At 40.7% G+C, this 25632-nt stretch carries 21 protein-coding genes; 14 read left to right on the forward strand and 7 right to left on the reverse strand.

Annotated features, from left to right (window positions below; all coding sequences use genetic code 11):
• The first annotated feature begins 364 nt into the window (after nt 1–364).
• The 3 genes from A9267_RS13100 to lysS all read left to right on the forward strand — a co-directional run bounded on the left by A9267_RS13100 (nt 365) and on the right by lysS (nt 4921).
• Nucleotides 365–2029 (forward strand): methyl-accepting chemotaxis protein, encoded by a 1665-nt coding sequence (locus A9267_RS13100; protein WP_065109583.1) that lies wholly within the window; start codon nt 365–367, stop codon nt 2027–2029.
• Nucleotides 2030–2307: 278 nt separating this feature from the next.
• A protein-coding gene (gene prfB, locus A9267_RS13105) for a peptide chain release factor 2 (protein WP_197495536.1) occupies nt 2308–3406 on the forward strand; the annotation gives its coding sequence in 2 pieces (ribosomal slippage) (nt 2308–2382 and nt 2384–3406; 1098 coding nt in all).
• 12 nt (nt 3407–3418) lie between these two features.
• On the forward strand, nt 3419–4921 hold the full coding sequence (lysS, locus tag A9267_RS13110; protein ID WP_065109468.1) for a lysine--tRNA ligase: 1503 nt from the start codon (nt 3419–3421) through the stop codon (nt 4919–4921).
• Between the two features lie 139 nt (nt 4922–5060).
• Here the strand turns inward: lysS and A9267_RS13115 are convergent, their stop codons facing one another.
• The gene (locus A9267_RS13115) at nt 5061–6032 is read right to left on the reverse strand and encodes a DUF2971 domain-containing protein (protein WP_065109469.1); all 972 of its coding nucleotides are present in this window, start codon (nt 6030–6032) and stop codon (nt 5061–5063) included.
• A 1204-nt stretch (nt 6033–7236) separates the two neighbouring features.
• Between A9267_RS13115 and A9267_RS13130 the strand changes: the two genes are divergently transcribed.
• Both A9267_RS13130 and A9267_RS13135 read left to right on the forward strand, forming a co-directional pair.
• Nucleotides 7237–8457, forward strand: a complete 1221-nt coding sequence (locus A9267_RS13130) for a S1 family peptidase (protein WP_065109472.1) — start codon at nt 7237–7239, stop codon at nt 8455–8457.
• 11 nt (nt 8458–8468) lie between these two features.
• Entirely contained in the window at nt 8469–8999 is a 531-nt protein-coding gene (locus A9267_RS13135) for a hypothetical protein (RefSeq protein ID WP_065109473.1), read from the forward strand.
• A 729-nt stretch (nt 9000–9728) separates the two neighbouring features.
• Here the strand turns inward: A9267_RS13135 and A9267_RS13140 are convergent.
• The 5 genes from A9267_RS13140 to A9267_RS13160 form a co-directional block, all read right to left on the reverse strand.
• Nucleotides 9729–10070 carry a hypothetical protein gene (locus A9267_RS13140; RefSeq protein WP_065109474.1) on the reverse strand — a complete coding sequence of 114 codons (342 nt, stop codon included), beginning with the start codon at nt 10068–10070 and terminating at the stop codon, nt 9729–9731.
• 35 nt (nt 10071–10105) lie between these two features.
• Nucleotides 10106–10441, reverse strand: a complete 336-nt coding sequence (locus A9267_RS13145) for a 5-carboxymethyl-2-hydroxymuconate Delta-isomerase (protein WP_065109475.1) — start codon at nt 10439–10441, stop codon at nt 10106–10108.
• Nucleotides 10442–10669: 228 nt separating this feature from the next.
• Nucleotides 10670–11746, reverse strand: a complete 1077-nt coding sequence (locus A9267_RS13150; RefSeq protein WP_156669165.1) for a hypothetical protein — start codon at nt 11744–11746, stop codon at nt 10670–10672.
• Nucleotides 11747–11897: 151 nt separating this feature from the next.
• The gene (locus A9267_RS13155) at nt 11898–13076 is read right to left on the reverse strand and encodes a BamA/TamA family outer membrane protein (protein WP_065109477.1); all 1179 of its coding nucleotides are present in this window, start codon (nt 13074–13076) and stop codon (nt 11898–11900) included.
• A 64-nt stretch (nt 13077–13140) separates the two neighbouring features.
• Nucleotides 13141–14196: a PQQ-dependent sugar dehydrogenase gene (locus A9267_RS13160; RefSeq protein ID WP_231919132.1), complete on the reverse strand. Its 1056-nt coding sequence runs from the start codon at nt 14194–14196 to the stop codon at nt 13141–13143.
• A 364-nt stretch (nt 14197–14560) separates the two neighbouring features.
• Here A9267_RS13160 and pyrC point away from each other — a divergent pair, with 364 nt between their 5' ends.
• From pyrC to A9267_RS13185, 5 genes are all read left to right on the forward strand, one after another.
• Nucleotides 14561–15598, forward strand: a complete 1038-nt coding sequence (pyrC, locus tag A9267_RS13165; protein WP_065109479.1) for a dihydroorotase — start codon at nt 14561–14563, stop codon at nt 15596–15598.
• A gap of 147 nt (nt 15599–15745) precedes the next feature.
• Nucleotides 15746–16405 carry a hypothetical protein gene (locus tag A9267_RS13170; RefSeq protein WP_156669166.1) on the forward strand — a complete coding sequence of 220 codons (660 nt, stop codon included), beginning with the start codon at nt 15746–15748 and terminating at the stop codon, nt 16403–16405.
• Between the two features lie 34 nt (nt 16406–16439).
• Nucleotides 16440–17435 (forward strand): alpha/beta hydrolase, encoded by a 996-nt coding sequence (locus A9267_RS13175; protein WP_231919115.1) that lies wholly within the window; start codon nt 16440–16442, stop codon nt 17433–17435.
• 331 nt (nt 17436–17766) lie between these two features.
• Complete coding sequence (locus tag A9267_RS13180) at nt 17767–18357, forward strand: DUF6795 domain-containing protein (protein WP_065109481.1); 591 nt, start codon at nt 17767–17769, stop codon at nt 18355–18357.
• Between the two features lie 42 nt (nt 18358–18399).
• Nucleotides 18400–19572, forward strand: a complete 1173-nt coding sequence (locus tag A9267_RS13185; RefSeq protein WP_055024892.1) for a lipase family protein — start codon at nt 18400–18402, stop codon at nt 19570–19572.
• A 165-nt stretch (nt 19573–19737) separates the two neighbouring features.
• On the opposite strand, the gene rluF is transcribed toward A9267_RS13185, so the two are convergent.
• The gene (rluF, locus tag A9267_RS13190; protein ID WP_065109482.1) at nt 19738–20688 is read right to left on the reverse strand and encodes a 23S rRNA pseudouridine(2604) synthase RluF; all 951 of its coding nucleotides are present in this window, start codon (nt 20686–20688) and stop codon (nt 19738–19740) included.
• A gap of 162 nt (nt 20689–20850) precedes the next feature.
• Here rluF and A9267_RS13195 point away from each other — a divergent pair, with 162 nt between their 5' ends.
• From A9267_RS13195 to A9267_RS13210, 4 genes are all read left to right on the forward strand, one after another.
• Complete coding sequence (locus tag A9267_RS13195) at nt 20851–21306, forward strand: GNAT family N-acetyltransferase (RefSeq protein ID WP_065109483.1); 456 nt, start codon at nt 20851–20853, stop codon at nt 21304–21306.
• Between the two features lie 167 nt (nt 21307–21473).
• The gene (locus tag A9267_RS13200) at nt 21474–21908 is read left to right on the forward strand and encodes a hypothetical protein (RefSeq protein ID WP_065109484.1); all 435 of its coding nucleotides are present in this window, start codon (nt 21474–21476) and stop codon (nt 21906–21908) included.
• Between the two features lie 149 nt (nt 21909–22057).
• Nucleotides 22058–23326, forward strand: coding sequence for a DEAD/DEAH box helicase (locus A9267_RS13205; RefSeq protein ID WP_065109485.1), 1269 nt, complete (start codon nt 22058–22060; stop codon nt 23324–23326).
• A 228-nt stretch (nt 23327–23554) separates the two neighbouring features.
• A complete protein-coding gene (locus tag A9267_RS13210; RefSeq protein ID WP_065109486.1) occupies nt 23555–25621 on the forward strand; it encodes a PhoX family protein in 2067 nt (688 codons plus the stop codon).
• The last annotated feature ends 11 nt before the right edge of the window (nt 25622–25632 follow it).

Raw genomic sequence — 25632 nt, forward strand, 5'->3', positions numbered from 1 at the left:
CATTAACTGAGGAATATGGGGCTAGGTTTTGTTGTGTTGCTCACATCACGCTGTATTTATGTGCGCTTGCTAATATTTAAACTGAAAGGCTTGCTTGTGCTTCGCAAAAAAAGGGTTTGTTTGATCTTGATCTCAGGTGGGATCAAGGTGGCTTAATGGTGCCTGACGCTAACTAACCAATAAATCAGCCTTTTAATGGAAAGTAGTTACTATTCAGATGAATGTGCATGTGTATGGTGCTAATTAAGCTATATTTGATCTAGCTCACGAGTTGTTTACTAAAAAGTTACACATGTATCAGAATGAATGCTTTTTTGTAACTATAATTATGCCATAACAAGAATCGAGAGAGAGTTACAACATGATGTCAAACTTGTCCCTGCGTAATAAATTATTAGGTTTAGCATTAATTCCCCTTAGTTTCATTTTAGCAGTGATGCTGAGCATTTATTATTTTACTGAGAAGAGCGCACTAGAAGAAGACATTCAACATTTTCGCTCTGAATTGATAGCAGAACGCAACAATCAAATGAAAGAGCAGTTAGAAATTGCCACAGCGGTTTATGAATATCAGCGTAGCCTAGGTGATAACGGAAACTTTAAAGCAGCACTTCGTGCACTGAGATTTGGCAGTGCTGGCTACTTCTACATTTATGACGATAGCGGTTTGAGTATTTTTCATGGCGTTAACGATTCGTTGGAAGGGCAAAATAAAATTGATATGGCAGACCCTAATGGCACCAAAATTGTTGTGGGGTTATTAGATGCGGCTAAATCAGGTAAGGGCAGTTTTACTTACTTTTATCGCAAACCAGGAAGTAACGAGTTAGTTGAAAAGCTTGGTTATGCTGTGATGATCCCTAACTCCAACTGGATGTTGGGTACTGGTGCATACATTGATGATATTGAAGCATCCATCACTGAATATCGTCAGTACACACAAGAGAAGATGAACGAACAAGTAGGGATGTTTCTACTTCTTGCCATCATATTAGCGTTAGTCACAGGCATGATTGTCGTATTCGCCTCACACAAAATGGTATCACCAATCCAGAACATGGCAGAGTCTTTAAACGACATTGCAAAAGGTGAAGGTGATTTAACAAAGCGGTTAACAGTGAGCGGTAAAGATGAGATTGCACAACTTGGTCTTGCTTTTAACCTGTTTGTTGAAAAACTGCAGGCGATCATTACCGAGGTTTCAGGCGCAACTGATGAGGTTAAAGGCGCAGCAAAAACCATAAACGATCAAACGGTAACCATTTCAAGTCAGCTATATAGCCACAACAGCGAAGTCGATCAAATCGTTACCGCGATTACTGAAATGTCGGCGACCGCTAATGATGTTGCGCAAAATACCAATAGTGTGGCCGAAGCAACCGATGATGCTTCAGACTATGTGTTAAAGGCTCAAGAGTGTGTGGATATTTCATTAAATGAAGTGTCGCAATTAATGAATCAAATCGACAGCGCTGCTGATAATATTTCTTCACTTAGTGAGCAGTCTAAAAAGATTAATTCAGTGTTATCTGTGATTGGCGGTATTGCGGAGCAAACCAACTTATTGGCATTGAACGCGGCTATTGAAGCAGCAAGGGCAGGAGAGCAAGGTCGTGGTTTTGCAGTGGTTGCTGATGAGGTACGTAGCTTGGCAAGTCGAACTCAGGCTAGCACTGTCGAGATTAATGAAATGCTATCTGAACTACATAAGTTAGTGGGGCAAGCCGTTGATGCAATGGAGCAAAGCCAAAAAAGTGGTGTGCGCTCAGTGGACTCATCCAAAGCGATTTCAGAAAGTTTAGGTGCGGTGACATCGTCTGTGACTAGCATTAATGACATGAGTACCCAGATTGCGACAGCTGCGACAGAGCAAAGCTCAGTAACGGAAGAAATTAATCGCAATATCACCTCGGTGCAAGAAATCGTTAATGAGCTGCTGTCATCTAGCCAGCAAGCGGCTGAGGTCAGTACTTCTGTTGCAAGCTCTGGCGATTACTTATCGACATTGGTGAGTCAATTTAAGGTGTAAATCCATTATTGAATTATAAAGCTCAACAGTGAGTTAATTTCATTGTATTTACTGAGATAAAAGAGCCATTGCAACGTTTGTTGCTTGGCTCTTTTTTATGTCTAATTAATTCATAAATGGTCAGTTAATGTGTTCATCAAACTTATTCAACTTACTTGATTGTAATCATGGCCAACTAAAGTGACAAAAAGTCATTAAAACGACCTAGGTTTAGCGCTAGCGATAGGTTAGAATACTCGGTTTGCAGCAATCTAAATTTCCATAAAGTAGAAATCATCATGTTTGAAGTAAATCCAGTTAAATTCAAGATCAAGGAACTCGCTGACCGCACCGAACTTCTTCGGGGGTATCTTTGACTACGCTGCTAAGCAAGAGCGTTTAGAAGAAGTCACCCGAGAGTTAGAAAGTGCCGAAGTATGGAACGATCCTGATAACGCCCAAGCATTGGGTAAAGAGCGTTCATCTTTAGAGGCAGTGGTCAAAACCATTGATGATATGGACAGTGGCCTTGAAGATATTGAAGGACTGGTTGAGCTTGCCGTTGAAGAAGAGGACGAAGAAACCTTTAACGATGCGAGTTCTGAGTTAGAAGATCTTGAGAAACGTCTAGAGGAACTTGAGTTCCGTCGTATGTTCTCAGGCCCACATGATGCATCAGATTGCTATTTAGATATTCAATCAGGTTCAGGCGGCACCGAAGCCCAAGATTGGGCAAACATGGTGTTGCGTATGTACCTGCGCTGGGGTGAAGCTCACGATTACAAACCAGAATTAATGGAAGTAACCGACGGTGATGTTGCCGGTATTAAAGGCGCAACCATCAAGTTTACTGGCGAATACGCTTTTGGTTCACTACGTACAGAAACTGGTGTTCATCGTTTAGTGCGTAAGTCACCGTTTGATTCGTCTGGTAAGCGTCATACTTCTTTCTGCTCGGTATTCGTTTACCCAGAAATTGATGACTCGATTGAGATTGATATCAATCCAGCAGATTTACGTGTCGATACCTACCGCGCATCTGGTGCGGGTGGACAGCACGTTAACAAAACAGAATCTGCAATCCGTATTACCCATTTACCGACCAACACGGTCGTGCAGTGTCAAAATGACCGTTCGCAACATAAGAACCGCGACGCTGCAATGAAACAGTTAAAAGCAAAACTGTATGAGTTAGAAATGCTCAAACAAAATGCTGATAAGCAAGCCGCGGAAGACGCCAAATCCGATATTGGTTGGGGCAGTCAAATCCGTTCGTACGTGCTTGATGACGCCCGTATTAAAGATTTACGTACTGGTGTTGAAAACCGAAATACCCAAAGCGTCTTAGATGGCGACTTGGACAAGTTTATTGAAGCTAGCCTGAAATCTGGCCTTTAACGAGAGAAGAAGATGACTGAACAAACCCAAGACGAAAACAAGTTAATTGCAGAACGTCGCGCGAAACTAGATCACATCCGCGAAAACTGCCCTGCTAATGGTCACCCGAACAACTTCGATCGAAAACACAAGGCTGCTGATATTCAAAAAGAATACGGCCACTACACTAAGCCTGAGCTAGAAGAAATGGGCGTTCAACGTTCTATTGCGGGTCGTGTTATGGCTAAACGTGGTCCATTCTTGGTTATTCAAGATGTATCTGGCCGCATTCAAGCTTATGCAGGTAAAGATGTTCAAAAAGATTTAAAAGCGACTTACCAAGGTTTAGACATTGGTGACATCGTCGGCGTAACCGGTCAACTTCACCTTTCAGGTAAAGGCGATTTATACGTGAACATGGAAGAGTACCAATTGCTAACAAAAGCATTGCGTCCACTACCAGAAAAATTCCACGGTCTATCAGATCAAGAAACGCGCTACCGTCAGCGCTACGTTGATTTAATCGTTAACGAAGACTCACGTGAAGCCTTCATCATGCGCTCTAAAGTCGTTACAGCTATTCGTAACTTCATGGTGAAAAAAGAGTTCATGGAAGTTGAAACCCCAATGATGCATAGCATCCCAGGTGGCGCTTCAGCTCGTCCATTTATTACACATCACAATGCGTTAGACATCGAAATGTACTTACGTATTGCGCCAGAACTTTACCTAAAACGTCTTGTTGTTGGTGGTTTTGAGCGTGTGTTTGAAGTTAACCGTAACTTCCGTAACGAAGGTTTATCGCCACGTCATAACCCAGAATTCACTATGATGGAATTCTATATGGCGTACGCTGATTACAACGACCTAATGGACTTAACAGAAGAAATGCTAAGTTCAATCGCCACTGAGCTTTGTGGTTCACCACAACTGCCATATGGCGAGCACACCGTTGATTTTGGCGGCCCATACGCACGTATGAGCATGTTAGATGCGATTAAGAAGTACAACCCAGACAACGAAACGATTCAGTCTATGACTTATGAAGAAGTTAAAGACGTTGAGTTTATGCGTAACCTTGCGAAAAGCATTGGTATGACAATCGAGAAGTTCTGGACCTGTGGTCAACTACTTGAAGAAATCTTCGGTGAAACGGCAGAGCCACAGTTAATGCAACCTACGTTCATTACTGGTTACCCAGCTGACATCTCACCACTTGCACGTCGTAACGACGAAAACCACTTCATCACTGATCGTTTCGAGTTCTTCATCGGCGGCCGTGAAGTCGCGAATGGTTTCTCTGAGCTTAACGATGCAGAAGATCAAGACAACCGCTTTAAAGCGCAAGTTGATGCTAAAGATGCAGGTGATGACGAAGCAATGTTTTACGATGCTGATTACATCACAGCACTAGAGCACGGCTTACCACCAACGGCAGGTCAAGGTATTGGTATCGATCGTTTAGTGATGTTGTTTACTAACACTCACACTATCCGTGACGTGATTTTATTCCCAGCAATGCGCCCACAAGGGTAATTGTTGATTAAGCCGTTGGCTTAATAATCACTATTAAAAAACCAGCCTTAGGGCTGGTTTTTTGGTTGAAGGGATAGGTTTTTTATTAAGTTTGTGAAAGTGAGTTAATTTGTTTGTATTATAAATATGCTTTAGGTGATTATGAGTGAACATTACCATTAACGGGTTTAAAAGTTAGTTTATATTCATCTTGATGAATTTCAGCTTTGAATACTTTAACTAGGTCTCCATTTATTGGGTTTAAATAGTTGTCCATGATTGAAAGTTGATCTGAGTTGTTACTCTTTAACTGAGAAATTAAATCTTTATGATCAGCTTCGCAACCAATAAATATTCGTCCAACTCTTCCCCCTCCGATACCAGGAGTTCCAGTATTTAAACGAGTAAAAAACATTATTTCGTTAATGTTAGACTCTAACCATAACTCTGCGAGTAACTCTATGTTTCTTAATGCTATTACTTCTATTGCCGCTTCTTCTAACTCGTAAGTCGTATATCCAGTATTTTTATTACAACAAATAGCGCTTGAATAATCTCCTAAAATTCTTTGAGCTTTTTCGTAGCCTTCTTGGTTAAATATTATTCTGTTAACCCAGAGCATAGGGGTGATAAACCTGTGTTCATTTTCACCTTCCCATTGTATTGCTTTAGTGAAGTAATAGTGATGCTTTACGTTTTCTAACTGCCTTTCGGGCTCAACCAGATCAAACTTTCTTGTTTTACTATACGAAACTTTATTGAAGATAAAGTCTTGAAAATTAAAAGGTGGCTTATTTGGCCCTGTACTATTGATGAATAGTGATTCAGGTTTTTTCTCATCTATATGAAGCTCTACTACAGCGCCTCGATGGTTCTCAGCATAGTGAGACCACATCATTATATTTTTATATGATGTTGTAAGAGAAATAATGCCATGAAGCTCTGCAAACTCTTTGAGTTTGAACCCTAATTCTTTTGAGCTACTTTTACTGTTTAATATCTCAAGATCACTCGAACTATATCCGAATTCAAAAGGATCATTTTGACAGTTGCTTGGAGTTACTCTTAAGCAAGGATCTTTTAGAAACTTTATAAGTGTTGAGTATGGCATGTACTTGTAAAATGATCTCATTAAAAATTCACTTAAGGCATTGTTTATTATTCTAAATATGAACTTACAGTATATCACTGAATGATGCTATCGAGATTTTCGCTTGATTAACACTTTTTCAAAATGAGGCTTTTTGGAGTTAAAAGTCGTGGTTTTTCCACCCACACCCGAGCAAGAAGGGGATCAACAGCAATCCCACTCTTGCATCTCCCCTGCTGCTCCATCGAAGTGACTCTTTCAAAGCGAGCAATCCTCATGCTATAGAGCGAATTAGCTATCGTCTCAGATTCGCCATCCATGGCTCTCTCTGAGGCTACCTTGGCATCCATGCCAAGCTCACGCAAATTAACTCAACGCATTCAGACACTTCGAACGGAGTTTATGTTGCCTGCTGGAGTATTGGTTGTTTTGATGGAAAAGGTAAGGCTAGAGTACATTGTTTCAAAAGCATGTCAGGTTCCAAATGAAGTCAGAAGCTGGATCATTCCCATATGGAAATCTTTCGTTTCTCAGAAAATTTCGCGATGGGCGGCTGGGTGATGCAAGAGGGTATAGCTGTTGATACCCTCTTGCTCGGGTGTGGGCGAAGCGCCACGACGTTAATCCAAACGGAGTTTGGAAAAGGAAAACCCACGGTGTTAATTCAAACGAAGTTTGGAAATAAACGGTAAATCACTTAAAGAAATGAAACGAGCGAGTCGCAGTTCACTCCTTTTTAGTCTGGTGTGGGTGAAGCGCTGAGACGTTAATCCAAACGGAGTTTGGAAAAGGAAAACCCACGGTGTTAATTCAAACGAAGTTTGGAAATAAACGGTAAATCACTTAAAGAAATGAAACGAGCGAGTCGCAGTTCACTCCTTTTTAGTCTGGTGTGGGCGTCTTTCGCAGACTAAATAAAACTAGCTTTTGCAAATGCTTTTTAATGAGACCAATGGGATTTATCAGAAACACGGCATTAAGCTGATTAATAGCATGGATAGGCTATTTTTTATCTTCTTAATGCCTTTTATAGCTGGATAGAGTAAATTTAGCTGTAAATTTTATGTGTCAGATGATAAATTTAAGTTAATGATTTGGGTGATTTTATTTTGTTAACAAATGAATGAGCCTTATAAAGCAAGCGTTAGAAAGTGTTTTTTAGCTTTAACTGGTTCAGTGACAGCTAAATTTACGGTGAACGCGTTAAAAGAGCGCAGACTCTTATTATTAATGTTAAGGGAACAACATGAAGTTATCTTCTCTCCTAATGCTACTGACGGTTTGTGTCGTAGCTGCGGGCTGTCAGAGCACCAAAATCAAAGCTAACAAATTACCTAAAGGCGTCGCGGTTAACAAATCTGTCGAGATTCCAAATCAAACACAGGTGGCTTTTTACCTACCTAAATCCGCGACTGAACATCGTTTTTATCTAGAGCAGTGGAATGTTTGGGTAGATCCTGGCCAAGGAGTAAAAGATGGTGTTCAAAATGCTATTCAAGCTTATTTCCCTAGTGCTGAACCGCTAGATCTAACCAGTGAACAGCAAATTGGGTTGTTAATTGATATTGAACCTAAATGGACTTTCAGCAATGGAAAAGCCTTAATGACGATTAACTATCGTGTTTTTGATGGCGAGCAAAAGGAAATCCGTAAGGGTGAAAAGGAATACAAGGCTTCCCTAGGAAATGTGTCAGATGGTACAGGTTTTTACAATGCTAGTTTACGTGCCACTCAGCTGATGCTGGTTGATGTACTGAACAAGCTAAAACCAACACAAGAAAAATACGCTTCAACATTGAAAATGCAAGATGCCAATGTCAAAAAATTGGTAAATCTTGAAAAGCCTTTCAGTAGTGGCACAGGTTTTTACATAAATGAAAATGGGCAACTATTAACTGCTGCTCATGTTCTTAATAATTGCTTAGTGGTTCAAGCTAAAGTGGGAGATGAATTCATTGATGTAACGCCAGAAGCTAAATCGACGTTATTAGATTTGGCTGTGATAAATACTGATAAACCGGTCGATAAGTTTTTACCTTTTAGACAAGATAAAAATATGTATTTAGGCGAGTCGGTTACCAACGTGGGCTATCCCCTTCAAGGTTTACTTGCTGCGTCGCCAAATTTAACGCGTGGCAACATTAGCTCTCGAAGTGCATTAAAAGGGTCGGTTGGACTGTTTCAGTTTTCGGCGCCTATCCAGCCAGGTTCAAGTGGCGGCCCTGTAGTATCTGATGGTGGCGAGTTATTAGGAATAACAGTGAGCACACTTAATTCAGCTAAATTGATAGAATCTGGAGTATTACCTCAGAATGTGAATTTTGCTTTAGAAGCCAAATATGCGGCTAGATTTTTAGATAAACACAATGTGCCGCATGTGTTAGTTGAGCCAAATGAAAATGGACATATTTCCATTGCAAATGAGGCGGCATTGAGCTCGGTTGTGCAACTTAGCTGCTATCAATAGGGGGATTCATCATGAAGAAGGTTATTGTTGTTGTTTTAACTTTGCTTGGATTTATAACGCAACTGCAAGCTGAAGAAATCAAGTTACCCGCTTTGCAGTATGTAAGTTTGGTTGATTCTGAAGAGTTTTATGACAAGTTAAAAAACAGCCCATTACTGGCTGAATTAGATAAAGATAATATTGGTACTCCTATCCGCTTACTAGTCACTTACCGAATGGAAAACACTGCCGGTGGTTCTGCTGCAGGGTTTACATCGGCTATTTTAGCTGGTGGTTCTTTAGGTATTCTACCTGTTGTGACCAATAACGACTTTGTATTGAGTTATGAAATCAAAGTACAAAATGAAGTGATTGCATCTGCCGAGTATCGCGAAAATTTTACTGAGGCTACTAATATTCATTCCGATAAAGGTTTTTATGGTTTAGATGGTGAAGCATTAACTTGGGCCATTTCAACCACTGATACCTTTCTCAGTGATATGGAAAACAATGCTGAGCTTAAAGCTTTGGTTGAAGAGTATGATTATTACTTTGCTGAATAACCTTTAAATTCAGCTGTTAAATAAAGGGTGCGTTTATTCACGCCCTTTATTTCATCAAGAGAGTTCGAGTGGCAGTCTCAATGTGTTTAGTATCTTGTTCCATTTTTAGTGGAATAAAACTGTTCTGGTAAGTAAATATCAGCATGGAATATTGGTGATTACTCATTAACTTGTCTTGTTTCGTTTAGGGAATTTTATGGAAATTGTACTCGTTAAATTGACTTGGAAGTATTCTGAGGCCTTATAAATTCGTACTTCATAATTTTTCTATCTGTAGCCTTACCGATAATATCGAGAAAAAATGTCTAGTTGTAAAAGCTGTAAAACCAAGTTTAGGTTTTTAGATATGTTGAAAAGCTTTAACCCTGCGAACGTAAAATGCAGTAACTGCTCCGAAAGAATTAGATCGAGTTACGGCACGCTTGCTGGGATTATTTGTGTCTACTTTATCCTTTTTTTATGTCTGATCGCACTACCAGTATTACTGACGATGTTAGGTGCGTCGATGGATGTTGTTAGCATTGTTATCATCGCTTTAGTGCCGTTTATCCTATTAATATTCCCATTAATATTTGAATATATGTATTACTACTTATTGTCTCGCGGGAAAATAAAATCCAACCTAAATCTAGATAAGTTCTGATACCAAAGGCTAATAAACGAATGTTTTTACACTGAAAGCCGACCGAAGTCGGTTTTAGCTAGCCGTTTGAGCGCACTTTATAAGTGTTAACAAACTAAACCATCAACTTGATGAACATTGGTCGTGTAATACGCTCCGCTATATTCGATATTTAATGAAAAATACAAACTTTGTTTTAGATGGCGCTTAATTGCATGTTCAAGCTCTGCGCTTAACTCCAAGGTAAATTGCTCATCTCGGTGAGGTTTAGTGAGCAAGGATATGGTAATAAGAATATGGGTATGTTTATATTCAGAACAAGGATAAGCTCTTGATTTACAAACGCCAGCACTGGCGTCTTTTTGATTAATGATCACTTCTACATCATCAAAGATATCTTGTGTGTTGAAAGTGAGGTTATCTGAATATTTGATTTCTACATGAGGCATTTACCAACTCCTTAGAGACACTGACAAAAATGGAGTTAAACAACCACTTTAGAATAGGTTTCTCGCTCAATATCCACAACTTCAACTGACAAAGAGCAATCCGCTTTAATCAAGGTTTGTAATTGGTTTAACACCCGCTGAGTTAACATGGTTTTTTGCTTGTCATTTCTGCCCGATAAAATCCTCATCGTTACATGGACAAAACTGATATCAACATTACCCGTTTTAAACTCTGAGTAGGGTATTGCTCTGACTTTTATGTCACTGCCTTGTGCTTGAAATAACTCAGATGTCAGTGCACCTTGATGTACCAAATCGACCAAAGCTTGGCCGTTTAGTTTAGCTGAATGTTCGACGATACAATGGGGCATTTAACCCTCCAATGTTGAGCTTGGTAGTTAGTCTCTTGTGCTTGCTAGGTCATTAATAGCCAATAGCCGAAAATTTTTATGCAATTCATGTCATATTGCCAGAGTATACTGGCGCGTTGAGTTCGATTTCTATTTTAAGCGACATATTTTTAACGAGTAAAGTCAGCATTATAAAGCGCTTTACTTGTTCATTTCTATTGACGTTATAAGTGAAGAGTAAGCGACTACCTATAGGTTAGTTGTCGAGCTGCTTTTAGACGCTTTTATCGTTACCTTTGGCGTAAAAAAAGGTTGCGTACCATTTAATGCTTTCGCAGTGTTTGCAGCGTAGCGAGTAATTTTACTGTGCAAAGGTTTTTGAGCCAGTGTACTAAGCATTTCTTTGTAGCGACCATTTTGACTCTTACTTAATACTTTACAAAGCCAAGCGAGTGAGTCAGCAAAATCTGAATCCTCTGTTTGCTGGTTATCCCATATGTATTGGGCAACATGATCCAACGTTGCTGTATCCGTTAATGGAAGCTTAATTGCCTCTCGTGCAGCGGTGCGAATTTGGGTGACATCGTTGCTTACAAGGCGAGATAACAAGTCTCGGTATTCTGGCGCAATGTCTGAAATATCAACGCTAGTTTGTTTAGACTTTAAATCAACGATCCAATGGGTTTTTTCGTACTTTAACTCCATGGAGCCAAGGTTGATGTATGATAAACGTAAGTTTTGAAAGGTTTGGCGACCAATGAAGGGCCTTCTGTAGCTGCGAATATACTGCCCTACACCATCTGGTTTACCTAGTTTCTCTATTACAGAATCTAAGCTGTCTCCTTGTGCTATTTGATCAAACTTTTTTAAGGTTGGGGTCGTGGTGGCGTTAATAACGTTAATTGCTTCAAGATTAAATTCTTGAGCTCTAAACTGCGGAAGGTCTTCTTTGGTTAAGTTTCTAATTGCACTTTTGAAATACTTCTTCACCTTTCGCGACGCTTCATTGCTATTTTGTTCGGTTAACAGTGTCCGATATCTTGCGTTTTGGCTTTCACCAATAGCTTTTGCTAACCATGATATTGTGTCGTCAAATTCATCATCTTCTCTATCGCCATTTTGGTTCATTGACCAAAGTGTAAAGGCTGCTAAATCCCATAGCTGAACATTTTCAGGCAAGCTGTGGTGCAAAGCTTTTGCACCTAATTTTACTTCTTGTAGGTTTTTGCTGGTGAGTAAGTCAACGTAGATGGTGTCTTTAGTATCAAAGTCAGCTTGAGTGGCAAACGGCAATAGCACTAACAATAAAGTGAGTAGTTTTTTCATTTTAAAATCCATTTACAAGACTTCACTGAGCGAAGCCTTAGATAATTCCTTTTTCTTGATTGATGCCATTATGTTAACAGTTAAGCGATGATATTCGAAATGTCTTTAATGATTAATTGATTATGTAATTCGATGCGCAAAAGGCGACCTTTTAAAACCCCGTACCGACATTGATATACCATGCGGTATCTTCAGGGCCTTTTGCTACATCAATTCCCATATGCAGCCCATATCGACGGGCGATGGTGTAACGAAAACCCGCGCCATAGGCGGTTTGCTCGTCGCTGTCCCACATATCACTATTACTGTCGCCAGCAAGGCCGCTACCCACAAACGACAGTACCATCCAGCGTGGCGTAATCCGCCACATCAGTTCAACTTCCCCTGTTGATACCGCTTCACCTTGATAGCGGTTTCGCGGGATGCCACGCATTTCAATGTAGGGGTAAGTAAAGACGGGCAGGCGAGTGTCACTGCTAATGGTTTGGTAGTTCAGTTTTACCCCAAGGGTGACGGATTGTGTCATTGGCCAGTAATTAATGCCGGTGGCTTTAATCGTTTGGTAATCATAGTCGCTGCCTATTGCGGTATTAAACCAGTCGTATTCGATGGTGTAGTCATAGCCTTTGGTGGGCATAAAAAAGTTATTAAGACTGTCGTATTGCAACACGGCACCAAGGGATGAAACTGCTGGCGATGGGTCAAGTATGTCGGTGAGCCTGTCAACTAACTCTGGCGGCAGTAGTGATAGTTCTTTGTTGCTTGCTAAATCCACTTTGGCGTATTTTTGAGTGACACCTAAAAATAATGGGCTGTCGAATAATCTAAACTGCAGTTTTTGCATGAGACCATAGCCTTGCATATTCAAGTCTAAGGCTATGTCTTGAGCAAAGTCTGATTGGCTGTAAAAGTTCATATTCACATCACCGTAGCCGCCACCGATAAGGTAGCGAATATGATCTTGTTGCCATGTTTCTCTATGGCCTAAAAATCCGAACTTTGAGCCATTATCAGTCGCGCCAATGCCTGCTGCTGAAATACCTGGGGTTAGCAATTGGGCGCCGCCATCAACGGAGTCTTTGGCTACTTGCTGACGCTTGGCGGTTTGCTCAGGACTTTCATGCAGGAAAATGCCCATAAGTAAGAGCCCTGTGCCAACTGAGGGTTCAGTAATGATGCTAGGTACAGGAAGAAAACCATAAGCATTTTCAGCAAGGTATTCGCCAGCATCAAAATAGCCGTCAATGGGGTCAATAAAATTGGTGCTGGCTAATGCGGTATGTCCAAGTAACAGCGAACTTGCAATAGCAAGGCGAAACGTCGATTTCATCGTAGTGATTTCCCTATAACGCAACGATAGTCATAACAGTGTTATGGTTCAAGTATTTGGATAATTAGCCTGGTTGATAGCTGATACGATAAATGGCATCGGCCGCATCATCTGACACCAATAATGCACCATCAGGCATTGTAAGCACGGCAACAGGTCGCCCCCAACTTTGTTCGCCTTGCAGCCAGCCGGTGGCAAACGGCTGGTAATCTTTAACTTTGTTACCATCAAGCACCACCTGCATTACACGGTAACCTACTTTACTGCTGCGGTTCCAAGAGCCGTGCTGGGCAATAAAAATACTGCCTTGATACTCAGCAGGGAACTGCTTTCCAAGATAAAATTCCATCCCTAATGCGGCCACATGAGCGCCAAGGTTGAGTTCAGGCGGTGTATTGAGTTTGGCTTTTTCTGCATCATAAAATTCAGGGTCTTTAATATCAGCGTTATGAACGTAAGGGAAACCAAAATGCTGACCTTCTTGACTAACTCGGTTTAACTCGTCGTCAGGTAAGTCATCACCCATCATGTCGCGGCCATTATCAGTAAACCATAGCTCACCCGTCTTGGGATGAAAATCAAACCCGACACTGTTACGCACGCCTTGGGCGACAGTGGTGGTTTGTTTGGTATCGACATCGAGTTTTAAAATTGATGAGTAGGGCAGCGGATCATCACACACATTACAAGGTGCGCCGATAGGGATATAAAGCTTACCGTCGGGGCCGAATTTGATGTTCTTCCAGCCGTGATGGGCTTTATTTGGCAATTTATCGTAAACAAGTTCTGGCTTTGGGATAGTGGGTAAACTGTTTTCGATATCGTTATAGCGCCAAATTTTATCGACTTCGGCGACATATAAGTCACCATCATGGAAGGCTAGTCCTGATGGTAAGAATAAGTCTTTAGCAAGGATAATTTGCTGATCAGCTTGGTTATCTTTATTGCTATCAATTAGCGCATAAACATTACCAGCGCGGCGACTGCCCACAAATAAGGTGCCATTGTCGCCTAAAGCCATTTGGCGGGCGTTTTTAACATTATCGGCATAGAGTTCAATGCTAAAGCCATCAGGCAATAGAATTTTTTCTAACGGTAGGGCGTAGGCTGTAACTGACATGCCCAGGTTAAGCCCTAAGCCGCATATTAGTGATTTAACCAATACGGATATATTGTTCATGTTATTCATCCCTGTACTGAAAAAGCCAACTCAATCTATTCAATCCAATCCAAGCTATTTAAGCCAAACTATTCAATTCAATTTATTCAGTTCAATATTAGTGGCGTTATTATCAAGACTATGGTTATAAAATGATTGAAAAATAAACTCTATATTAGCGGATCTCGTTAGATAAGGAAGTGAAATAAGGGGGGCTTTTTTGTCTCTGTAAAACTCAGCGTTTAAGGATTACATCTATTAAGAAAATCGCTTTTCAGGCACAATAGCGCCCAATTATCCGCAATCGACTTTTTAGGAACCCTAAATGACGCAAATCACTATTACTACGCCTGACGATTGGCACTTACATTTCCGTGATGGAGACATGTTAGAAGAAACGGTTCCGGCGACTGCTCGCTTATTTAAACGTGCGATTGTGATGCCAAATCTAGTGCCACCAGTAACCGATGCGACAATGGTGTCTGCTTACCGTGAGCGTATTCTAGCGGCTCGTCCTGCTGGCAGTTCATTCGAGCCATTAATGACATTGTTTTTAACCAATAACACCACAGCCCAAGACATCATCGATGCTAAAGCGGCAGGTGTGGTTGCAGCAAAGCTTTATCCTGCTGGTGCTACGACTAACTCTGATGCAGCAGTGAAAGCATTGGATGCGTTATTTCCGATTTTTGAAGTCATGGCTGAACAAGGCATGTTGTTGCTGGTTCATGGTGAAGTGACTGAGTCGCACATTGATATTTTCGATCGCGAAAAAGTGTTTATCGATCGCTACATGGCGCGCATTGTTGCGGCGATGCCAAACCTTAAAGTGGTATTCGAGCACATCACCACTAAAGATGCGGCTGAGTTTGTGGCTGATGCACCAAACAACATTGCTGCGACGATTACACCACAGCATTTATTGTTAAACCGTAATGACCTATTGGTAGGCGGCGTGCGCCCACATAACTTCTGCTTACCAGTGCTTAAGCGCAATATTCATCAGCAAGCATTGCAAGCTGCAGTGGCAACGGGTTCAAGCAAGTTCTTCTTAGGTACAGATTCTGCGCCACATGAAAAGCACCGCAAAGAATCAGCGTGTGGTTGTGCAGGTTGTTACAGCGCATGGAGTGCACTAGAGCTATACGCTCAAGTGTTTGATGACTTAGGTGCGCTGGATAAATTAGAAGGTTTTGCCAGCTTACACGGCGCTGATTTCTATGGCCTGCCGCGTAACACTGGTACAGTGACACTAGTGAAAGAAAGTTGGACTGTGCCAGAGCAAATCATCTTGCCGAACGATAACCCAATCGTGCCATTCTTTGCGGGTGAAACGGTTAACTGGAAAGTGAAAACAGCTTAATAAGTCTCGGTTGTTTTTATTTAAGTAAGAAAAAGCCAGCAGAGATGCTGGCTTTTTTGTGGCTTGTTTGAATTTCTAAAAATTTGTTATGTTAGGTGAAATACATTACTCATTGAGTTAACTTTTAAAATGGGTTTGGTGAAATCAATGAATAAGAATTTTATTGCACTAACATTACTTAGTATTTTTTTTGGGGGCTGTAGCAGCAATACTTCTGAACAGCATCAAGTAAAATATGCCAAGCTAATATCAGTTGAACTTCCTTTAAAAAATGTTTTTTATGCTTATGATTTAGAAGTAGGGGATTTAGTTTCTCCTCTTGGTAAAGGTCAAAAGGTACATGTAAATTTATTGATTAAAGGGGAGGCTATTAGTGCAGAAGAGTTTGATGAACAATTGGTTTTAGCGTTTCCTAACGAAGGTGATGGAGCAATTGAGGTTTTAAAGACAGATGACCTCAATGAGAAAATCCAACAGGTAAATAAGCTAGATTCCTTCCATGATTTGGAATTCAGTCAATTCTCTAGAAAATTGGTAAATGGGAGTAATAAAGAAATAAGCAGAAGCTTAGGCCATGGTTTTACTGAGAATCTCACTTATATTTTTAGAGTTAATAGTCGGTTTAATAATAAAGGTGATGTAATCGAAGCAAATTATGCTTACTTTATTACCCATCCTAGTTATTTTGTTGTAAACGAAAAAGGAAGAGAGTTTTATCGTTCAGAAGGAGTAGTTAAACTTGGCTATTATTTTAATCCTATAGTTAATGATTTAGATATGAGTTATGACTTTGTGCAATCTAAATAGACCGATCTAGTATTTATATGGAAAAGGATAATTTGTGAAGTTATTAAGTTTAATTATGAGTATTCAAAGACTTATTTTGAATGGCGCTATCTTAGCTACATTATCACTATCCCATATAGAAGTGGTAATTGCGGATAATGAACCTGTTTTAGCTAAAAACGTTTTACCTCATGTCAGCCAAGGAACGTTAAAAAGGCTTGATGGCAATAGTCTGCAATTTACCCATATAAAACCACGCCCTATTGATGTGTGGTTACCTGAAAATTACCCTGCTAACGCACCTTATGCCGTGGTGTATATGCATGACGGCAAGGTGCTATTTGATGCTACTCAGTCGTGGAATGGTACAGCGTGGGAAGTGGATGAAACCGCTGCAAACCTTAATAAAAATAAAGATATTAAGCCTTTTATCGTGGTGGGTATTCATAATGCAGAGCAGTCTCGCCATAGCGAATATTTTCCGCAAAAGCCGTTTGAGTCGTTAAGTGAAGATACCCAAACAAGTTTGTATCAAACCCAGCGCAATGAAACTGAAAAGCTATTAGCGCAGGCGGTGTATTCTGATAAGTATGCTGAGTTTATCGTTACTGAACTAAAACCCTATATCGATACTCACTTCAAGGTCGCAACAGATAAGCAAAATACCTTTATTATGGGCTCAAGTATGGGAGGGTTAATCTCTTGGTATACGGCGTTAGAGTACCCGAATATATTTGGTGGTGCCGCTTGTTTATCGACTCATTGGCCAGGCTCTTTTGCTACAGAAAATAACCCGATACCACAGGTGTTTAATCAGTATTTAGTTAAGCAGATTGCCACTAAGCCTCAAGTGAAATTGTATTTTGATTATGGCGATCAAACCCTTGATGCCATGTATCCGCCGCTTCAAGCTGATGTGGATAAACTGTTTGAGGCTGCTGAGTATGATAAAGAGCTATGGCAAAGCCACTTTTTTAAAGGTAAGGCTCATACTGAGGATGACTGGGCTGAACGACTAGCAATTCCAATGACGTTTTTATTGAATAAATGAGTCAGTTTGTAAGTTGAGCCGCTGTTGGCGAGCGTGCAAAAACAGGTTTTATCATTGATGCTTTCGCTTTACTGTTTTAAGTACCGTTTTACCTTGGCTTTTTGGAAAATGGTCATGGGGGGGATATTATTCATTTTAAGCTGTTAACCTACCTTATATAACTAGCCTATTTATTCATCTATTCGTAATACTCATTAGGGTAAGCCTCTTGCCTTTAATATGTAAATTCATACCTATATAGTTAATTGTGATAATACAATCCACATTTTAAATTCTTTATAATTAGCGCCTTGAATCAGAATATGACGCCATTGCAAGGGACATTAAATACATGAAAAAATTCACTGTATTTGCGGCATTAGTCAGCTGTTTACTGATGCTGGTGGTCAGCAGTCACTCGGAGGGAACTGTGTTGGGTATATTCAAAAAAGCAGTCGATGTTGAAGTTTTTCCTTCAGTTTCAGGAAGAATTACACTGCACGGTAAGCCTGTAGAAGGCCTTAAATTACGTCGAGGCTACCTCTATATCAATGTCATGGAAGATGGTGTTTATGATTACACTACGACAGGCAGCAATGGTGAGTTTAGCTTTCCTGAGATTGTCATTCAGTCAACGCATCCAAATGGTTTATTTTCTACCAATATTATCTCTCAAATTATTCGTGTTGAAGACGATCGCTATGAGGAATATCAAGATCCTTATATATGGGCTACAAAATCCAGAGGGATAAAACACAGTCCCTATTTTCAAGAACGTCTGGCTTCGCTGAATTGTGAGCTTACAGAGGAAGAAATGGTTCATCATGTTATTAACGACAGCTACGAGCAAGGTGTCGTTAGATATGAAATTGACAGCATTTGTCGCTGGCCTGAACTAGAAAAAATTGAAGTAGAAAAACGTAAAATTCATGGTAAGTATTAAACCCTTTAATTAGTTAAATTAAACATTTACAAGGATTGTTAAATGCCTATTTTATCTCCAAAACTTGCGGCAGAATTATCGCAAGCGACGTACTCACTCATTGATATGCAATCTGAATTTGGCGGTAGAACTAAATTCGGAAATGCCTACATTAATAATCATTATGACTTTCAAGCTAAAGGTATTGGGAAAACGGGAGGATTTGTAATGAATCGCCATTCCGGTTTTGCTGCTATGGGAGTGGGTAAAGGTCAGTATCAAGGAGATGCTGTTATCGCAATACGAGGTACTCAGTTTAACTCTATTGCTGATTGGTCTACCAATGCTCAAATAGGCTTAACATCGAGTGAAGGTGGGCAAATTGTCCATGCAGGATTTAATAATGCATTTAACTCTTTACGTCCTCAATTCAAAACCTTTTTAGACCAATGGCGTACGGCAAATCCTGGAAAAGCTGTTCATTGTGTCGGGCACAGTTTAGGTGGTGCCTTAGCATCGTTAACGGCGGATTGGGCAGCTTTAAACAACTATTCATCGAACGTTAACTTATACACTTTTGGTGCGCCGAGAGTGGGTCAGCAAAGCTTTGCCAACAAAAACACTAATCGATTAAATAAAATCCACCGTTGTACCCATGGTGCAGACTTGGTTCCTAAGGTACCGCTTTGGCCATTTATTCATGCACCTTACAAAGGTTTTGAATATCGACTTGATAATAGCCAAGGCCTGAAAATTAGTGCGCATGGTATGGATCCGGATGAAGGTGCAGTGCCTGGGTATCTTGTCTCTGCAGATACCGAAAGCTGGGCTCATTTAAGCACTAAAGCTAATGAATACTTACAGCCTGTAAAGTTGAAATATGAAAACCGTAACCAAGCAAGTTACAGTGACTACTGGAGTGATAGGTTAAGTGCTGCGTTAATTACTATCTTAAAAGAAACGGGTTATTACGCTGCAGTTGCAGCTCAAGCGACAATTTCTGCAGGGCTAACTTTCTATGATTTGGTGGCAAAAACCTTAGAAAAAATTGCATCAGCAGCTAGTGCTGCAGCTGAGGAAGTCAGAGGGCTGTTAGGGCATATGCTCGCCTTTGCCGGTTCTGTGGTTACCGTGGTTACCGATCTAACTTATGCAACTATTCGAATGATTTTCGATAAGATGCTTAAGCGTTTGTATGAAGGTGTTAGGCAGGCCATTAAGTCGGTATATAAGTAACTTTCACCTTAGTTGAACTATTAGCTAAAAAATAAGAAATAAGAAATAAGAAATAAGAAATAAAAACACCGTTTAATGTTTATGTTAAACGGTGTTTTTTGTGATTTTTAGTAGAAAAATGCTATTAAGTGCTAAGCTTTTTTGTTTCTTATGATGACAAACTACTTAGCGTTTAGGTTTACGACTTGCACTTGGTTTGCCTTTACCACCTTTAGCATTACCTTTCCCTTTGGCTTGTCCCTTAGTTTGTCCTTTACCACCGCCCTTTGCTTGGCCTTTATGTTTGCTGCTGCGGTTGTGCTGCATAAAGTGTTCAGGGCCTTCGATTTTATCACGCAGTGATTGCGTTTTGGGTTTAGGCTTAGGCTTCTTTTTTGGGGCTGATTTTTTATCTTCTGATGATGAGTCTTTGATCATATCAAATAGCACATCTAATTCTTGTTTATCTAAGTCACGCCATTCGCCAATCGGTAAACCTTTAAGGCTAACGTTCATAATTTGTTGACGCTCAAGTTTAGTTACTTCAAAGCCAAAGTATTCACACATACGGCGGATCTGGCGGTTTAACCCTTGAACTAGGACTATCTTAAAGGCATAAGTTGATACTTGTTCGACCTTACACTTTTTAGTCACAACGCCAAGAATAGGCACACCTGCGCCCATTCCTTTGATAAAGTCATCAGTAATCGGTTTATTCACGGTCACGACATATTCTTTATCGTGATTATTACCCGCACGAAGAATTTTATTGACTAAATCACCGTTGTTAGTCAGGAAAATTAACCCTTGGGAGTCTTTATCTAAACGTCCAATAGGGAAAATTCGCGTTGAATGGTTAACAAAATCGACGATGTTGTCGCGTTCAGTGCCTTCGGTTGTGCTGACGATACCAACGGGTTTATTTAGGGCGATAAAGACTAAATCTTCAGCATCTCGTGGCTCAATATCTTGGCCATTCACTTTGACCTTATCGCCAAATGAAACTTGATCACCCACTTGTGCTCGTTTGCCATTGATAAAAACATTACCTTGCTCAATAAATCGATCGGCATCGCGTCTTGAGCATATGCCACTTTCACTGATGTATTTATTTAGGCGGATGGCTGAGTCTGTCACTGTGGTTTTCCTGTGAATAGAGATTACGCTGTAAAAAGGTTAAGTTTAACAGGCAGAGTTTATCAATTTTTGGCAATTTTGCCTAAGCTTACTGACTGACTAATTGGGATTGGCAACCAGTAAAGCCAAGATTATGGATAGAAATCAATTAAAGGATGTTTAATGCACTTACAACTTAGAGATGTTAAATCTGAAGATTTAGAGCACTTATTTCAATTTCAATGTGAGCCCGAGGCCAATGAAATGGCTGATTTTCCAGCTCGAGATCGTAATGCATTTTTTGAACATTGGTATCAGAATATTTTGAGTAATCCTGCAATCGCTGCACAAGCGATCATTGTTGACGATGTCGTAATTGGTAGCATTGTGCTGTGGCAAAGTGAGAACCAATGGCTTTTGGGTTATTGGGTTGGTCGTGAGTATTGGGGAAAAGGCTATGCGACTAATGCATTACGGCTATTTTTATCAGCGCACTCAACTCGGCCTATTTTTGCTGAAGTGACTCAACATAATGTAGGTTCAATAGCTGTCTTGAATAAAAATGGTTTTACGCCAATGGGTGTTGTAGAAGAAGCTGACTGCGATAAACCATTGCTGGCTTTTGTACTAAAAAACTAGGGTAGAAAGCGCTTTTTAGGTTCGGTAAATTGATTGATGATCACAACAATAAACGCCTGTGAGGGCTAATATTAAATGACTTAATCGATAAGGTGGTTAGTGCTCACTATCGCCTTGGCCACTATTTAATTTGCGCTTAATACATAAGGTTTTGGCTTGGAGGTGCTATGTTCAATAACCCTTCTCTTATTACTCGTACAGCCATAGGCAAGCTGATTGGTTTAGTGATTGGTTTACTGTGCTTTTGGATAATTCCTCTGTTTTCGCCCGATACAAACACACAATTTTTGTGGGGCATATTGTTATGGTATATCACCTTTGGTGCGATTATCGGACTTGTTGGTGTGTTTGATTATCATCCCATTTTAAAGATTTCTTTACCTTGGTGGCTTACCGCTATTGTGATGGGCGGCTGGTTAAATCTGGTATTATCATTGTTAGCATACGATCAAATACAAGCGATGATGGTGGCTATATTTGGCTTTAATGGGGTGTTTCAATCACCATTTTGGTTTGTGGCTGATGGCCTATTCGCAGGCTTTATTATTGGTTTAGCCGCCACTAAATGGGGTGGGTATGGCGCGATGACTGCTGGCAAATAATAAATATCAGGTAAGGCGCTAAAAAGATAATGAATTGGGTAATATTTAGTTGTCTACAAAGGTGATTAAATAGTTGCCGATAACTGCTGTGTGGCTGGCTTTCATTGTTAGGCGTGATAAACTTTGCGGCTTAATAATTGGGAGTGGTTATGTCTTTTTCGTCGTTGCAGTTATTGCCTTTGTTAGTTAAGCAGTTAACTCGGTTAGGCTACGAGCAGCCTACGCCTATTCAACAGCAGGCGATACCAGTGGTATTGTCTGGTAAAGATGTATTAGCTGGCGCGCAAACGGGCACAGGAAAAACAGCCGCTTTTACATTACCAATCATTCAAATGTTGTTGCAATCAAAAGCAGCAGCTCCTCAAGTCAATAACAGTGTTGATGACAAGCAAGATGCGTTAGCGCATTACACCCAAACTTTAATTTTGGTGCCTACCCGAGAGCTTGCTCAGCAAGTGCATCAACATGTTGAAAAATATGCATCTGGCACCGATATTCGCTCTGTGATTGTTTATGGCGGAGTCAGTATCAAAGCTCAAGCTAATGCGATTCAAGCAGGCGCGGATATTATTGTTGCCACACCAGGGCGCTTACTCGATCATTTACGTAATCGAGTGATGTCATTATCCAAGCTTAAACATTTAGTATTTGATGAAGCCGATCGCATGCTGGATATGGGCTTTAGAGATGAAATCATCGAAGTGTTGAAACGTGTACCAAAAGAGCGTCAAACACTCCTGTTTTCAGCCACCTTGGATGAACGCATTTTTAAATTCAGTAAACGCTTATTAGATTCACCTCAAGTGATTGAAACTCATCAACGAAACAGCACTGCAACGAGTATTGTTGAGCGAGTATATAACGTTGATAGCAAGAGAAAATTATCACTATTAAGTCATCTCATTAAAAAAGAAGATTGGCAACAAGCGTTAATTTTTAGCCGCACTAAACAGGGCGCAGATAAAGTCGCTGCGCAATTACAGCAAGCTGGCGTTAATGCTGCAGCCTTTCATGCGGATCTTTCACAAGCTGTGCGTGAGAGTGTGTTAACTCAATTTAAATCTGGCGAAATTAACGCGTTAGTTGCGACAGATGTTGCCGCCAGAGGATTAGATATTAACGAACTAAATTATGTGGTTAATATTGAGCTTCCTTTCCAGAATGAAGACTATATTCATCGTATTGGCCGAACAGGCCGTGCAGGTAACACAGGCCAAGCAATTACATTATTAAGTGTTGATGACGAGCCACAACTGATCAAGCTAGAAGCTTTTTTAGATAGGCGACTACCACAGCAATGGTTACCAGGGTTTGAGCCTGATTTAACCCAGGTTGCTCCTGTGACGCGTAAAACGAAGAAAGGCTCGCTAAAGCAACAAGCTCGACAAAAAGCGCTTGCAAAATCGAAACGAAAGTAGCAAATATGTATTAACTTTTTCAAAGTGTTACGTATTTTTCTTTAACTATTTTTAATGTTGCCACATCTATTGTGGTCACCATCACACTTCATTCTCTGTTCATTATTTTGCTATAAAAGCGTCATCTTGCTGTCATCAAGATGGCGTGAATTTGTCACAAAGCCTGCTTATCTTATGTTCACTAATTTAGCCCCCAATTAATGATGTGAGCAAACTTAAGGATAGATTATGAGCAAGGCGACATTCGACCCAACCAAATATAACAAAAGCAATAATGTGCCATTTGCCACCGTGATGGAAAACCATTTATCACGTCGTGACTTTGTAAAACGTGGCTTAGGGTTAAGTGCTATGACAGCGTTTGCTGGAACAGGATTAGCAGCATGTAGTTCTGATAACGATTCAAGCACACCGCCACCAACCACCACGCCACCACCAGCAGAGACTCCGCCGACTAAAAGCGCTGCGGTATTAGGTTTTGACTCTATTGCTGGCTCAAAACTTGATGCAGTTGCAGTACCAGCAGGTTATTCTGCTTATGTACTTGCTCCATGGGGTACGCCTCTAAACAGTAAAGCAAATGCATGGAAAGAAGACGGCTCAAATACCGCTGTAGATCAAGAAAACGCTGTAGGAATGCATCATGATGGGATGCATTTCTTTCCGTTAAATGACGCAGCAGATGACGGTTTGCTTTGTATTAACCATGAATATATTAATCAAAATGCCTTACACCCAATGGGGCCAACGCTTGATGCGAATGGTAAGCGAACTGTCATTGATGAAGTGCGTAAAGAGATTAATGCCCATGGTATTTCTGTTGTGCGTATTCAGTTAAAAGACAACATGTGGCAAGTGGTTGAAAACGACTCACATAATCGCCGTTTTACTGGTGCAACAGTCATGGATGTTGCCGGCCCATTAGCTTATACATCTTATTTAGAAACTCGTTATTCGCCAGATGGCAGCCAAGCTCGTGGTACATTGAATAACTGCGGTAATGGCTACACGCCTTGGGGAACATACCTGACTTGTGAAGAAAACTGGCCTGGTTATTTCGTCAGTCATGGCACCTTAACTGAAGATCAAAGCCGTATTGGGATTTCAACTTCAGATACTCGCTACGGCTGGAACCACTTAGCAGGGAATGATGAAGAGCGTTTAGATGAATTTGCTCGTTTTGATATTACACCGACAGGTTCAAGTGCTGCGAATGATTACCGCAATGAAGCTAATGGCCACGGTTATATTGTAGAAATCGACCCATATAACCCTAACTCTCGTGCTGTTAAACGTACCGCTTTAGGGCGTTTTCGTCACGAAGGCTGTACTTTTGGTAAGCTAGAGGCAGGTAAGCCAATTACATTTTATTCTGGTCATGATTCACGTTTTGAGTACTTATATAAATTTGTTTCAGATGCCGTTTGGGATGAAGCGGATGCCAATGCGACTAATCGTTTAGCAATGGGCGATAAGTACATGAATTCAGGTACGTTATATGTGGCTAAATTCAGTGAAGATGGCGTGGGTGCTTGGTTACCATTAACACTTGATAGCACGACAACTGATGGTAACACATTAGCCGATAGCTTCGATTCGGTGGCTGCGATTATCTTAAATACGGCAGGTGCAGCAGACTTAGTAGGGGCAACACCAATGGATCGTCCTGAGTGGGCTGCGGTTGACCCATTTACTGGCAGTGTATATCTGACTTTGACCAACAACACAAAACGCACAGATGATACCAATCCAGCTAATCCACGTTTGAATAATAGCTTTGGTCATATTATCCGTTGGGATGAAGGTGAAGAAGCAACGGAGTTTAACTGGGATATTTTTGTCTTTGGTGCACCTACTGATGCAGACGAAGAGACTAACATCTCTGGTCTGAATGACTTAAATCAGTTTGCAAGTCCTGATGGCTTGGCTTTCGATCAGCGCGGCATTATGTGGGTTCAAACTGATAATGGTGCAGATGAAGTCGAAGAGTACACCAATGATCAAATGCTAGCGATTGTGCCATCAACTTTGGTTGACGACGACGACAATCAGCAAGTGGTTTCTGCGGACAATCAAAGTGAGCTAAAACGCTTCTTTGTTGGGCCAAATGGTTGTGAGGTGACTGGTTTTGCGATTACATCTGATTACAGCACGGTATTTGCCAATATTCAGCATCCAAGAAATTGGCCTTATTCAAGCAATGCAGCAGAGGAAACTCCTGCAGGTATGACATTACGCCCTCGTGATGCAACTGTGGTTATTCGTAAAAATGATGGCGGTGAAGTCGGCGTTTAAAGGCTTACGAT

This window comes from Shewanella sp. UCD-FRSSP16_17 (assembly GCF_001675935.1).
GTDB lineage: Bacteria > Pseudomonadota > Gammaproteobacteria > Enterobacterales > Shewanellaceae > Shewanella > Shewanella japonica.